Origin of the sequence: Pseudomonas sp. GM41(2012) (assembly GCF_000282315.2) — a bacterium.
GTDB lineage: Bacteria > Pseudomonadota > Gammaproteobacteria > Pseudomonadales > Pseudomonadaceae > Aquipseudomonas.
Map to the genome: position 1 here is coordinate 531,419 of NZ_AKJN02000006.1, position 13,924 is coordinate 545,342.

Here is a 13,924-nt window from a genome sequence, read left to right on the forward strand (position 1 = left end):
CAGGCGTCGGCTACCGGTCAAGCAACTCCATGACTTCTTCCGGGTAACGTAAACCGGCCGTGGCATTGGCCGGGAATATCGATTCCAGCGCTTGCAAGTCTTCGCCGCTGAGCTTCACATCCAGCGCGGCCACATTTTCTTCCAGGTATTTACGCTGTTTGGTTCCCGGAATCGGGATCACGTAATCGCCCTGAGCCAGTACCCATGCCAGCGCCAGTTGGCCGGCGGTCACGCCTTTTTCTGCGGCCAGGTCTTGCACTTGCTGCACCAACAACAGGTTTTTGGCGAAGTTCTCGCCTTGAAAGCGCGGGCTGAAGCGCCGGTAGTCGTCTGCCGCGAAATCATCAGGGCTTTTTAGGGCTCCGGTGAGAAAACCACGGCCCAAAGGGCTGTAGGGGACGAAGGCGACACCCAGACGCTGACATGCGGCCAGACAACCGTTTTCCTCCTGATCACGGCTCCACAACGAATACTCGCTCTGCAGTGCACTGATCGGATGAACCTTGTGTGCTCGCTCAAGCGTTGTGACCGAGGCCTCGCTCAAACCCAGGTACCGAACCTTGCCGGCTTTCACCAGTTCGGCCATGGCACCGACGGTTTCCTCGATGGCCACCTGCGGATCGATGCGGTGCTGGTAGTACAAATCCAGGGTCTCGACACCGAGGCGCTTGAGGGTGCCGTCGATAGAGGCGCGAATGTACTCCGGTCGGCCGTTGACGCCCCGCGCAACCGGATTGCCCGGGTCGCGGACGATCCCGAATTTGCTGGCCAGGAACACCTGGTCGCGTTTGCCGACGATGGCCTTGCCGATCAGTTCTTCATTGGTGTGCGGGCCATACATGTCAGCGGTGTCGAGCAGGTTGATCCCCAGCTCCAGCGCGCGGTGCAGAGTGGCCGTGGCTTCGCGGATGTCCACACCCGTCGTGTAGAAATCGGTCATGCCCATGCAGCCCAGACCCATCGCGCTGACGAGTGGACCGTTTTTGCCCAGTTGACGTGTTTGCATAAAATCAGCTCCCTGTGAATGTGGAGTCCATTGTTGACCTCGACAGAAACAAGATAAACCGGCTAAAACTGCTATCACTGTTCGTAATTTCTAAATAATCAGCCGGTAAGCAAAAACAATGGACCGTTTTAACGCGATGCGCGTGTTCACTCGAATCGTCGAACTGGGCGGCTTCGCCAAGGCGGCAGATAGCCTGCAGTTGCCCCGTGCCTCAGTGACCATTCTGATCAAACAGCTGGAGGCGCATCTCGGTGTGCAATTGCTGCAACGCACGACGCGGCAGATCAGCCTGACGCTCGACGGCGCGGCCTATTACCCTCGTTGTGTACGGTTGCTGGCGGACCTGGAGGAAACCGAAGCGGTGTTCAGCGCTGCACGCAATAACCCCAAGGGACTGTTGCGCGTGGACATGCCGGCGGGCGTGGGACGCTTGATGGTGATTCCGGCATTACCGCAATTTACTGCTCGATATCCCTTGATCGAGCTGGAAATCGGCTTGAATGACCGGCCAGTCGACCTGATACGCGAAGGCGTCGATTGCGTGCTGCGGGGCGGTGACTCACTGGACGATTCACTGGTGGCGCGACCGTTGGCGATGCTGGATCAGGTCACGTGTGCCAGCCCCGACTACCTGAAGCGATTCGGAACGCCTCAGTGTCTGGCTGACCTTGAAGGCCATCAGATGGTGGAGTACTTCTCCAGCAGCAATGGCAAGCGTTATGGGCTGGAGTTCATGGTCAATGATCAGGTTCAGCTCATTGATCTGCCCAAGCAAGTTTCGGTCAACAGCGCCGATGGTTACCTGGCCGCGTGTGAGGCGGGGTATGGTCTGGTCCAGACTCCGTATTACCACGTAGCCCGCCAGCTGAGCGAAGGCCGGTTGTGTGAAGTCCTCAGGGCGGTGCCGACACCGGGGATGCCGCTGACGGCGCTTTACCCGCCACACCGCCAGTTGTCCCGGCGGGTGAGGGTGTTTGTCGACTGGCTGGTGGAGCTTTACGCGCAGCCGGGCAATGACTTTTATCGAAAAGCCTCACGCGGCTGAGCGGGCTCTGTTCAGCGCTTCGGCGCTACTCTGCGTGCTGGCGTTTTGCTGTAAATCGTCATGCAAGTGTTGCATGTGCGGACAGTGCAGGGTGAGGTGTCGAGACTGCGCCCCTCGATGAAACAGTGCGAGCCACCCTTTACTGTAGTGCGTGGGCATCAGCCCGGTGAAGGTGAAACCAAGGGCCGACAAATTGTGTAAATCTTCGGCAAAGTGCCAGGACAGTTCGAGTTTGACCGAGATCAGCCAGTGCCTGGGCAGGAGTCGGATTTCATCCAGGAGATGATTGTTCAAGCGCTGTATGAGTATTTCGAACCGTTCATGGTGTTGTTCAATTTGCATGGGTGGATGGACGCAAGGCGCCATGCCCTGGTGAGTGCCAAACACTGAACAAAGGTGCTGCATGAGCGCGCGGCAACTGTCGGGCCATGGGATATTGGGGAGCGGGCGTTCGTGCCCTTCATTGATGTGATAACCCATCACCATGGTTTCCCGCAACGGTTCAGTGAGTGGCGAAGCGATGTAGTCGGGAAGCAAACCCGTGCTGTGGAAACCGATTTTTTCTGCCATGCGTTGAGTGTACGGGTGGTGAGTCACTTGCTTGATCGAAAGGCTTTCGAGTTTCAAGGACTCTGAAAGCTCGATGAGTTGCGAACCAAGAAGCGTTGCCACACGTTTTCCCTGAGCGGCGGGATGCACCGCCATGAGCGCCATTTCAGCGGTTAATGAAGTCGCATCAAGGCACAACGCGGCGTGTCCCAGTACCCGCTTGTCGTCCACCGCAACGACGGATTGCCAGCGGCCCTCGGCATTGTGCTGACTGATCATGGCCGGCAAGTAAATATCTGGCCTGCCGTAATGATCGCCGTAGATCTCGCGAAGTAACTGGCTGACGGCCTGTGCGTCGGACGGCTGGTAGCGCCGAAAAATCAACCGGCTCATTACTCGGGCTCCGGCGAGGGGGCGTCATACACTCGTAAGTCCAGGATCCTCGGTTGTTTGCCGGAGCGGGGATGCAGGCTCAAGTCTTTGACTGCGCAGGGCAGGACCCGGAACTCGAGCAGCCCATCGCGACTCAGGTCGTCGATGCCGGGGTATTGGGTGACCAGCGCTTCCTGTAATACTTGGCGCATTGGTTCGACATTATATGGGTGAGGCTCGGGTACCCATTTCAGACTTAGAATATCCTTGTAACCGGTATGTTCGATCAGTAACTGCCATTGGTCGCTATTGGCAGTCCGCTGGACGATCTCGCTTATTTCGCTGGGAAACAGCGACAGCACACCGACTCGTATCCGCTGGCTGTCGGCACTTCGCCCCTTTAGCGCAAATTTACGCCTCGGGGTCGCGCTGGGTTCTCGCCAGCAGGCACGATCACCCACCGGATAACGCAGCAGTGGCATGAGTCGACGAGTCAGATTGGTCACCACTAACAAGCCGGTGCGATCGCATTCCTCGATGACTTCACCGGTGAGTTCATCGACGATTTCCAACAAGGTATGTTGGTCGAACCCCCGGTGTTCACCCAAGGCACAGTCGCGATCGGAGGCCCCGATGAGACCGGCGTCCACGCTGGCATATCCAATCGAAGCGATGCGAGCGTTGGGGAACACTTCGGCGAAGATTGCCAGTTGCGCAGCAAACAGGCTTTCTCCTGCATAAAGCAGCGTTTCGACCCCGCACAGCACTTGCCGATGCTGTGCCAGGTACGCGGAGAATCGCAGTAGTTGTGCCGGCACCCCGGCCAGAACATTGATTCTATGCCGGGCAATGGCGTCTGCCAGTCCATCCAGTTCGACTTGGCCGGTAAACGGGAATTCGCAGATGGATTTCCCGACATGCGCCAATGAGTGATGTGTGAACAGAAAACTGGCGTAAAGATCTCCGGAAAAAAACAGATTCGCGACCCGGTCACCGTGGTTGAGTTGAGTCGCGAGACTTTGACCAAACGTACTCACCATGGCGTGCCATTCGTCGCGGGAGTAAACCGAGAGTTTACCCTGTTGGGTCGACCCTCCCGTTTTAAACACCAGAGCATCATCGACAGTGCGTGTCAGGACCGGCCAGTGTTGCAGGTCATTGCTGTCGGCCCAATAGTCGGTCACGTTGATCAGTGGTAAATCTTTTAAATCAGTACTGTTCAGTGGTAAATGTTTCAGGCGTGTGCAGTAGAACTTGGAGTGTTGCCGTACATAAGGCACAAGTTGTTCAAGCGAGTAAGGTAGTTTCACTGGGTTCTCTTTTTTTATCAGGCGTCTAGGCGGTTAAAAAACACGTTGTGAGTAGCTGGCTGTATTTTTATTTTCTGTTATCAATAACCAACGGTGTTTTCCCGCTGTGTTTGTTTCGAGTGAACGCTTGCTCCATGCACACTTGAACTTCGACAGAGACCAGGTTGGCGTTTACGGCAGTGGCCAGCGCTTCATGGCTCAGCAATGCGTTGCGAACGTGGTGGATGTCTGCATCCGTTAGAACGTTGAGTCGCTCGACGCCATCAGGGGTGTGGTCCAGAACAATCTGAATGGGCGCGCCGACGCTATCCTGCAGAGCCGACGGCGAAATGAACACCGTGCCCATTCGCACCAGTTTGCCGTGGCGCTGGAGCAGTTCGAAGCGGGGTGAGTCCAGCCCGCACGGACAGGCTCCGGGTACCCAGCGACCGGTATCGCCCACGTCATATCGGCGCACGGATTGGCCTTGCCGCGCTCGTGAAGTAAACAGCAGGCGACCGATCTCATTGGCCTGAACCGGTTCATCCTGTTCGATCTGCACAATTTCCAGATGCTGGGCATCGCACATCAAGTGAAACACCCCGCTCGCGGTGGCTGCGCACGCATGCCCCAAGGGACCGGCGTCGACGGAACCATAGATCGCCGAGCGGATCATCGAGACGCCGCAGCTTTCCATGAGGCTCAGGCTGGTTTGGCCCGGATGCTCGCCGCCGAGGAACACTTTGCTGATACCGGCGTACGCGCGGAGCCGGGTCTGTTCGTTGAAGAACAGACGATGCAAGGTGTTCGGCATGCCAATCAGCACGTTGACACCCTGGTCGACGATCAGTTGGGCGATTTCGCTGAAGTCATCGTCCAGGGGCCCACCCATGGGGAAATGAGTGACGCCCATCTGTTCCAGTATTTTGGTAAAACTGAGGAAACCTCCGTACAGGCTGCCGCCGTAAAGCAGGTTCATGACCCGGTCCTGTGCAGGATCGAGCCCGGCGGCGAACAGGCCGTCTGCCGCTGCGCGCATCTGCCGTTGAAAGTCGCGATAGCTGTACCCGGCGAGAGCCGGAGTGCCGCTGCTGCCTCCAGAGCGAAAATACAATTGTGCTGCGGTACCCATCGGCTGGGTCGTGAAGGCGTTTTTGTCCATGATCGGCGCATGGGCGGTGTCAAGGGCGGGCGGGGCCGGGTCGAGCGTTGCATGGCCCGTCAGCACATCAGGTGCCAGACTCACCGAGAGGCGGCGACTCAGACGCGTCAACGCGTAGACGCCATCATGGGGCTCACCGGCGTAGCCGTCATGAATCCCGCCACACGCTGCAATACGGGTAACGCCGGCGTTGACCAGCGCTCGAGCAAGTCCTGGCGTTTCTGTCGCAGAGCAAATCAGTGCGCAGCTTTGCAGGACCGTGCGCCAGGGCAACAGCGTCTCGGCGATCAAGTGTTGCGGTACGGGTTTGAGCAGCACCGTACGAAACAGCGGCGAAGGCGCGAGCGTCTGATGGTGTTCCCAGATGATCCGCCACCCGTGGCCGGCCCAGACCTGGCCGGTCTGGTTCGCAAAACAGTAATCCAGTTGCGCCATGGCCGTGCGGGTGGTGATCTCGCACGCTTCCTGGTCCGTGGGCACCAGCGCCGGCCAGTGCGACGCGCGACGTTTGAAGGCATCGCTCAAACGCTCGCCCAAGTCCTGCAGGATGGCCGGATCATTGCTATCCACCAGCACCCATTGCGGGCTGGAACACGCTTGTTGATCCAGACTGCACACTTCATCCACCAACGCATCCAGCGCCGAAGGGCTGGCCGCGTCAGGCGACAGATAAGCGAAACTGATCCTGTGCCCCCAATCGATCCAGCGACATCCGGCGGGGATCTGCTGACGTATCGCTTTGAGCGCCTTTTCACCGCCCCAGGCTGACACGCCATCGGCCTGAGCGCAGAGTTCGGCTATCCAGGAAGTGCCCACGGGCAACACCGCGACGAATTCGGCAAGCCTGGCGGTGGTGTCGCACTTCACAAAGGCAGCCAGCAATTGCGCAGTCAACCCCGCATCGCTGGCGCTGGGGCGTAACCAGTTGATATTACCGGCCAGCAGGCTTTCGAGAACCGCGCAGAACGCGAGCATCGGCGCATTGCCTGGCGTCACATGCACCACCAGTCCCAAGGGGTGCCAGCTTTCAAAGTGTGGCCGCTGGTAGTCGATACGTCTCAGCGAACGGGGTTGCGAGCCCAGTTCTCGCTCAAGCTTCATGTTCAGGTTGCTGCGCTGGCAGAACTCGATCAACCCCTGACATTGATCGTTGTCCAGAGGCAGGTTCAGGCTGCGAGTCTGTAATTGCGTGGCGAAACGAGCCGCGGCTTCGATGACGGTCTCGCTGTCGATCGGTGCAGAAAGCAACCCGGGTAATTGTTTTCGAAGGCTGTCGAGGGCGCTTTCCGGGGTAACGTCGTCACGCAGTTGGCCATTGATGAGTAACATATCAAGCTCCTCCCAGCAATTCGGAAGCCGCCATGGCGCAGCTGCGACTGGCGGTGGTGCCGGCGCGTCCGTGCAGCTCGAACCAATCGGTCGTCAGGCCGCATCCGCAATGTGCACCGGGGTGTAATGTCGCCAGATCGCCCATGACCACAGCGTGAGCAGGGCTTGACGAAATGTACGGGGAGACGAATTCCAGCAAGCCGCGCTGGCCGTATGGCTGGACCGTGAAATCGGATGGGTTGCGCACGAAAACCTTCGAGTAAATGGGGGCATGAAAATGATGGCGGGCACATTGGATATAGGGCACGGCATGCTCGACGGCACCGTAGCCATCCCGACAGCGGGACAGGTCGATACCTAATTGCCGGTTGATTCGGGCATACAGCTCAAGCAGGGGAATCTCTTGGGCTGCCTGGTTTTTCCAGCCGCCCCCCAAAAACACCAATGACTGAGCGGGAAGCTCGAGATTCGGTGCGCAGGTGTTTTCCATGTGCTGTAGCGCATGGGAAAGGAATGCAGGAAATCCGAGAATCCTCACGGGCAATCCCTCGTCGGCAAACTCCTGCAAGGCGCGAATCACGCCAAACAGGTCGAACTCGTGACCTTTACCCGTCCGCCGCAATCCGTAGACGACCCGATTGACGGGCGCATAGCTGCAGAGAAACTGGTCGGTGTAAGCGGTGCCCAAGGTGATGGCAGCCTCGGGCTCGTAGCTCAGAAGCAAATAATTGCAGGGGCTGTGCGGAGTCTCCCAGCCGTAATGCCGGAAAATGTGGCTCACCATGCCTTGAGCCGCTGCCATGCTGCGAAGGTCATAGCGCATGCGACTCTTCTGGCCGCTGGTGCCGGATGAGGTCAGCTCCAGCGCGCCTTCGCCGGTGGGGCTGAACAACAGGTGACGTTTGAAATAGTTGGCGAAGATCGGCGGCAGTCTTGACCAGTCATCCAGTGTCTCCAGGTCCTTTGCATCGAGCCCGTTGGCGTTTAGCCAGCGTTCGTAGCCAGGCGTGTGGTGACAATGAAACAGGCTGATTTCCCCCATCGCCTGGTCGAACAGGCCCTCGGGTACGGAATCCAGGCAATAGGGTTGCGTTAACGCGCAGAGCGCATCGGTGTGGGGTAAATGGATCATCAAAAGACCTACTGTGTGGTGTCAAACGGCAAGCGCGATGTGAGAACGCCGCAGAAACAGGCGTAGGGGCGCGAGGCTCAGAAGCCCCGCAAGGCCCGCCATCAGGGCGAAGGATTCGTGGCTGTCACCGGCGCCGGCGGCCGCAACAAGCGAGCCGCCGCCGCCCATGACGGCGATCGAGATCATGCCGATCATGGCCGAGACCAGGCCTTTACTGTCGTCGCTGGCAAACAGCGCAAGGCGGTACAGCGCGGCATTGCTCATGCCAAGCCCCACGGCGTAAAGCGCCAGGCAACTGATCAGCACGACTGTCGAAGCGCCATAGACGCTGACGGCGACTAACGCGATGAGCCCGCCGCAAAACGGCCAAAGCGCGTAGCGAATCAGCTGTGGCAGTTCAACGTTGGCAATCAGTCGGTTGAGGATCAGATTGCCGAGAATGACGGCCGCGAACACCGGGATTTGCCACAGGCTATAGTGCAGCGTTGAAAGCCCCTGGTTGTGGATCAGCAAGAGCGGCGCCAACCCGATCCAGGCAATCAACGGCAGGCTCATCACGCCCAGCGCGACTGCGGCGCACAGGAATCGCGGGTTAGTCAGCAACGCGATATAGCGGCGCACGGTGCCGTGCCATTCAAAGCGTACGGCTTCCAGTCGCTGACCGTCGTGGCGCAGGGTGCCCACGGTTTCCGGCATGAACAGGTAAAGCCCGAGCCAGACCATCACGCCGCCGAGACTCAACAGCAAAAACAGCTCCCGCCAGGACAACCATTCCAGCAGCAGACTGCCGAGCAACGGTCCCAGAAGCGGGGAGAGCAGCGCGACGTTCCCCAGCAACGCCATGATTTTGACCGCGTCGGCTTCGCAGAAAACTTCTTGCAGGGCCGGGTAGCTGACCGCGATGACAAACCCCAACCCCATGCCCTGAATCAGTCGCAAGCCGTTGAACGCATAAATGCTTTGCACGTTGAACGCGGCGGCACAGGCCAGGGCAAATACCGCACAACCGATGAGCAACATCCGGCGACGGCCGAAATGATCGGACAGCGGGCCAATAAGCCATTGCAGAAGAATGCCGCCGGCCAGATAAAGATTGAAAGCGTAGGGGACATGATCAGGACTGGCATCTAGTTGATGGGTGACGGTCAACATGGCCGGCATGATCATGTCGCTGGCCATATACGTCAGAAGTTCGAACATTGTGATTGCAAGGCAAAAGCCCAGTAGATGGCGGGGGCTGATGTTGATTAAAGGATTGTGCATGGCATCCCTGTTCTTGCTCGAAGTTTAATAACGGTTTATTGCAGTGCGCCGAGACTAAACATTGAATATGAATAGCTCCAATCAACTATTGAGACTCAAGGTTTCAATAGTTTTCGTTATGTTTCGATATTCGATGAGTAGGAAAAGGTAAATATGCACGTACGAAAAATGCCCGCGACAGGGCGGGCATTTATTTAGCAGTTATCGGATGGGGTATTTAGCTTACGAATGAAGGTTCAATTACTCACGTTATCGATGCTGGTAATACCCCGGCCCGCCACGGTCGTAATGGTGACCGCCGTGCCAGCCACCGTGGGGGAAAACGATGCAGCCGCTCAGGGTCAGGAGAGCGAGCAGGGGAATCAGCAGAGTGATTCGACGGAACATTTCAAAATCCTCATGGGGCAATAAAGCCAAATCTATTGATCGGCTGTAACATGAGACCCCGTTTGTAGCGTCCCATCCCCGGAGAAAGGTAGGGTCTTGGTATGCATTTGGATACAAACCGGATACATTTTTTCAGGTTCAGGAACTCGCAATGACTCAGTCGCAACGTTTGAAATACTCGATTCTGATCTCCCTCGTGGTGTTGGGGATCATGTTCGGCCTTTCGTATCTGCAAAACGCAGGCGTCATCAGCGAGAAGCTGTTTCAGTACATCGCCATCGGTGTGGCGGTGATCGTAGTGGTGATCAATGGCGTGATGCGCCGCAAGGTCAAACCCTGAGCGACGCACCTTGAGCGGATCACTCGCGATGGAGCATGGCTGCGGCGTGCGGATGCAGGCTGTAGCTTTTGTCCGGATTGAGCGTGATAACGCCCTCGCTGCACAAGCGTTTCAACACTTCCCGCACACTGAGAAAGGACAGGGGGATATCCAGGTCCAGCAAGTGGCTGTGCACGCCGCGCACGCCAAGGCTACGGTCGCTTTCGGCGGCGGTCAGCAAGGCGTCGATGACTTTGAGGCGGATCAGACTGGTTCGCAGACCATAGCTTTTGAGCAGCAGCCTGATCCGCTCGTTGCCATTGCGCTCGTTGCGCTGACTGAAAACACCTGAGCCCATGGCAGAGCCCTTTGGCGCATTGCTACCGTCCGTTGGCAGTTGCGAGTTGTACATGCAAAAACTCCTTTTCCGAGCCGGCCAGGAAATGTGATGGGTGCTCTCACTCAATAAGACGTATGAGCAAGGCGAATAATGAAGCCCCGAATGTAGAAATTTTGTCGCCATCACGTCAGCGGCCTGTGAGATGCCCGTGAAAAGCGCCTTTCACAGCCTAAATTTTTGTCCTTTGTTTCGTTCCTAGGGGAAGGCGCTGTGCGTGTATGACGCAGGGTGTTTGTCTTTTCGATCAGGAGCGAGCGTGATTATTTCCAGGCAGTTAACCCGGTTGAGCCTTGCAGGCGTGTTGGTGGGCTTGAGTCTTGCGGCAAACGCACGCAGTCAGCCGGAGCAGGCGAGCGCCGACATTCGCCGGACCAGTTTCGGCGTGCCGCATATCCGTGCCGACAACGAGCGCGGGCTCGGTTATGGCATTGGTTACGCCTACGCTCAGGACAACCTGTGCCTGCTGGCCAATGAGATCACTACTGTGAACGGCGAACGTTCACGCTATTTCGGCCCGGATCAGTTCACGGTCGAAGAACGCGAAAACCTGGTCAGCGATCTGTTTTTCAATTGGCTGAACACGCCACAGGCCGTCGAGGGTTTCTGGCAGGCGCAAACCCCGGCAGTGCGCGATCTCATCGAAGGGTATGTGTCGGGCTTTAACCGTTCGCTGACAGAGCGTCGGGCGCAGGGTTTACCGCAGCAGTGTCAGGGCGACTGGGTACGCGAGATTACCGCCCAGGACCTGGTCAAGTTGACGCGACGCCTGCTGGTCGAAGGCGGAGTAGGGCAGTTTGCCGAAGCCCTGGCCGGCGCGACGCCACCCAAGGCCGTTACTCAGGTGGCAGGCGATCCCTTGTCGTTCCAGGTGGCTGCCTCGCGCATGCAACGGTTTGCCCTGGACCGCGGCAGCAACGCCGTGGCGGTCGGCAGTGAACGTTCGTTCAATGGCCGGGGAATGTTGCTGGCCAATCCGCATTTCCCTTGGGTCGGCGGGATGCGTTTCTATCAAATGCACCTGACCATTCCCGGCAAGCTGGACGTCATGGGCGCGGCGCTGCCGGGGCTGCCGATGATCAACATCGGTTTCAACCAGCACCTGGCGTGGACCCACACTGTGGACTCGTCCAAGCATTTCACCTTGTATCGCCTGCAACTCGATCCCAAGGATTCGACCCGTTATCTGCTCGACGGCAAGTCATTGCCAATGAAGAAACAGACCCTGACCGTGAACGTGAAACAACCGGATGGCCAGACCAGACCGGTTTCTCATGTGGTCTACAGTTCGCAGTTCGGTCCGATCGTGCAATGGCCCGGAAAGCTCGACTGGGACAACCAGTTCGCCTACAGCTTGCGCGACGCGAATCTGGATAACGACCGGGTCTTGCAGCAGTGGTATGCAATGAACCGCGCGGTCAGCCTCAAGGACTTTCAGGCCTCGGTGCACAAGATCCAGGGGATCCCGTGGGTCAACACCCTGGCGACGGATGATCAGGGGCAGACGCTGTACATGAACCTCTCGGTCGTGCCGAACGTCAGTGCCGACAAACTGGCCCGGTGCAGTGATCCGCGGGCCGGGTTGCAGATGATCGTCCTCGACGGTTCCAACAGCGAGTGTGCCTGGGACATCGACCCGACGGCTGCACAAAAAGGCATTTTTGCGGCAGACAAGTTGCCGCAGCTGTTGCGCAAGGATTTTGTGCAGCACTCCAACGATTCGGCCTGGATGGCCAACCCGGCGCAACCGCTTACCGGTTTTTCGCCCCTGATCAGCCAGGATGGCCAGCCATTGGGGCTGCGCTCGCGTTTTGCGCTGGATCGCCTGAACACGTTGAACAAGGCCGGCCCGATAGCCGCGACGGATCTGCAACACATGGTGATGGACGATCAGGTGTATCAGGCGGCACAAGTGATGCCGGACCTGCTGCAGTTCTGTACGGCGGCACCGGGGACCGATGCGCCAGCGCTCACGCCGCTGTGTGCCAGTCTCAAGGCCTGGGATCGCAGTGCGAATCTGGACAGTGGTCTGGGGTTTGTGCATTTCCAGAATGTCATGGCGTCGCTAGAGGAAACGCCTGATCTGTGGCGTGTGGCGTTCGATCCGAAAGACCCGCAACACACGCCGCGTGGCCTGGCAGTGGATCGCGTGGACGTCGCAAAGGCGGTTCGCGAAGCGATGCTGGCGTCGGTCGCGCAGATCAACAAGATGGGGCTTACGGCCGATAGCCGCTGGGGTGATATCCAGGTCGTCAGCAGCGGCGGCCAGCAGACGCCGATTCACGGTGGACCTGGCTCTCTTGGAATTTATAACGCCATTCAGAGCGTGCCGAGAACCGACGGTAAACTCGAGGTCGTCAGCGGTACCAGCTATTTGCAGGTGGTGACCTTCGATGACAAGGGGCCGCAGGCCCAGGGGCTGCTGGCATTCTCGCTCTCCAGTGACCCGGCCTCCAGGTACTCCAGAGATCAGACCGTGGCATTTTCCAGGAAGCAGTTGAGTGTGTTGCCGTTCACCGAACAGCAGATCACGTCCGATCCGCAGTACCAGGTTCAGACGATCCGCGAACAGGATAAAAAAGCCGGGAAGGTGGCCGCAGAGTAACGCTGAAGATATTTGAACCGGGAAATGAAGGCCGCACCCCGCAAAGGGTCGCGGCCTTCAGCTTTTCGGGGCTTGTTGCGGAATGGAGTTGAGGACCGGATTGCCATCCTTGTTGCGGGTCAGGTAGACCGGCAATACCTTGGGCAGGGAAGCCACCAGGTTGTTGAGCTCTTTGATGTTGTAGATGCCGCCGATGCGAATCGAGCCGGTACTGTGGTCGGCCACCATCACCGGTTTGCTCAAGTAGCGATTGATCAATGGCAATGCGTCGGTCAGCGCCAGGTCATCGAGCACCAGTTTTCCGCTGCGCCAGGCCAGTGAGTTTTCATTGTCGTAGGTCTGACTGATCCGGGGAGTGAAGTCGCCGCGTCTATAGCTCGCCTGCATTGCTGGCTCGAGGTGCAAACCGTCACCCGCAACGGCGTCATTACTGCTCACCAGCACCGAACCTTCTATCAGGTTCACCCGGACCTGATCTTCATACATCCAGACGTTGAATTTGGTTCCGGTGACTCGAATCCTGCCTTCGGCCGCTTTGACAATGAAGGGGTGTTCAGTGTCATGGCTGACGCTGAAGAAGGCTTCGCCTTTTTTCAGCGTGATCCGACGTTGATCCTTGTAGTTGCTGAACGTCAGCTCACTGCCCAGGTTCAGTTCCACCTGACTGCCATCGCTCAGGGTGACCTGGCGGACATTGTCGTTCGCCTCGAAATGTTGGTAGGAATTGGGTAGCCAGCCCAGGTTCCAGCCGCTATAGGCCGCCAGCGGCAATGCCATGGCGCAAACCGCGGCGGCGATACCGAAGGTGCGCCAAGGCGTAGCAGGTTTGGCGCGGACCATCGGGGCCACGAAAGTTTCTGGTCGTGGCAGGTCCCCCGCGACATCCCAGATCTCCAGCATGGCCTCGTACTCGAACGCGTGAAGCGGATGAGCGTCATGCCATTGCTCGAATGCCAGCCGCTCTTCAGCGGTGCAATCGTTGGCGTGCAGACGCATGCACCAATGCGCAGCGGCATCGGTGACAGCGTCGTATTCGGCTTGCGAGAGAGGGTTGTCGGTCATTGACTCA

Annotated in this window: 12 protein-coding genes; 3 read left to right on the top strand and 9 right to left on the bottom strand. The window is 58.1% G+C overall.

Annotation, left to right across the window (positions count from 1 at the left end):
* Positions 1-10: 10 nt before the first annotated feature.
* Entirely contained in the window at positions 11-1,006 is a 996-nt protein-coding gene (locus PMI27_RS23145) for an aldo/keto reductase (RefSeq protein WP_008155202.1), read from the bottom strand.
* A 118-nt stretch (positions 1,007-1,124) separates the two neighbouring features.
* On the opposite strand from PMI27_RS23145, the gene PMI27_RS23140 reads away from it, so the two are divergent.
* Positions 1,125-2,051, top strand: a complete 927-nt coding sequence (locus tag PMI27_RS23140) for a LysR family transcriptional regulator (protein WP_008155205.1) — start codon at positions 1,125-1,127, stop codon at positions 2,049-2,051.
* On the opposite strand, the gene PMI27_RS23135 is transcribed toward PMI27_RS23140, so the two are convergent.
* The 6 genes from PMI27_RS23135 to PMI27_RS31845 form a co-directional block, all read right to left on the bottom strand.
* On the bottom strand, positions 2,040-2,993 hold the full coding sequence (locus PMI27_RS23135; protein ID WP_008155206.1) for a GNAT family N-acetyltransferase: 954 nt from the start codon (positions 2,991-2,993) through the stop codon (positions 2,040-2,042). The two genes, PMI27_RS23140 and PMI27_RS23135, sit on opposite strands and share 12 nt — an antisense overlap.
* A complete protein-coding gene (locus tag PMI27_RS23130; protein ID WP_008155207.1) occupies positions 2,993-4,282 on the bottom strand; it encodes a phenylacetate--CoA ligase family protein in 1,290 nt (429 codons plus the stop codon). The genes PMI27_RS23135 and PMI27_RS23130 overlap by 1 nt, the downstream gene beginning before the upstream one ends.
* A gap of 67 nt (positions 4,283-4,349) precedes the next feature.
* A complete protein-coding gene (locus tag PMI27_RS23125) occupies positions 4,350-6,752 on the bottom strand; it encodes an aldehyde dehydrogenase family protein (RefSeq protein WP_008155209.1) in 2,403 nt (800 codons plus the stop codon).
* A 1-nt stretch (position 6,753) separates the two neighbouring features.
* Complete coding sequence (locus PMI27_RS23120; RefSeq protein ID WP_008155211.1) at positions 6,754-7,884, bottom strand: LuxE/PaaK family acyltransferase; 1,131 nt, start codon at positions 7,882-7,884, stop codon at positions 6,754-6,756.
* A gap of 21 nt (positions 7,885-7,905) precedes the next feature.
* Complete coding sequence (locus tag PMI27_RS23115) at positions 7,906-9,147, bottom strand: MdfA family multidrug efflux MFS transporter (RefSeq protein WP_008155213.1); 1,242 nt, start codon at positions 9,145-9,147, stop codon at positions 7,906-7,908.
* Between the two features lie 249 nt (positions 9,148-9,396).
* Positions 9,397-9,534, bottom strand: a complete 138-nt coding sequence (locus PMI27_RS31845) for a hypothetical protein (protein ID WP_008155215.1) — start codon at positions 9,532-9,534, stop codon at positions 9,397-9,399.
* 151 nt (positions 9,535-9,685) lie between these two features.
* Between PMI27_RS31845 and PMI27_RS23110 the strand changes: the two genes are divergently transcribed.
* Positions 9,686-9,874 (top strand): hypothetical protein, encoded by a 189-nt coding sequence (locus PMI27_RS23110; RefSeq protein WP_008024801.1) that lies wholly within the window; start codon positions 9,686-9,688, stop codon positions 9,872-9,874.
* A gap of 19 nt (positions 9,875-9,893) precedes the next feature.
* Here PMI27_RS23110 and PMI27_RS23105 read toward each other — a convergent pair whose 3' ends face one another.
* On the bottom strand, positions 9,894-10,265 hold the full coding sequence (locus PMI27_RS23105; protein ID WP_008155218.1) for a hypothetical protein: 372 nt from the start codon (positions 10,263-10,265) through the stop codon (positions 9,894-9,896).
* A gap of 244 nt (positions 10,266-10,509) precedes the next feature.
* Here PMI27_RS23105 and pvdQ point away from each other — a divergent pair, with 244 nt between their 5' ends.
* Entirely contained in the window at positions 10,510-12,855 is a 2,346-nt protein-coding gene (gene pvdQ / locus PMI27_RS23100) for a bifunctional acylase PvdQ (RefSeq protein WP_008155220.1), read from the top strand.
* A gap of 57 nt (positions 12,856-12,912) precedes the next feature.
* Here pvdQ and PMI27_RS23095 read toward each other — a convergent pair whose 3' ends face one another.
* Complete coding sequence (locus tag PMI27_RS23095) at positions 12,913-13,917, bottom strand: FecR family protein (protein WP_008155222.1); 1,005 nt, start codon at positions 13,915-13,917, stop codon at positions 12,913-12,915.
* Positions 13,918-13,924 lie beyond the last annotated feature (7 nt).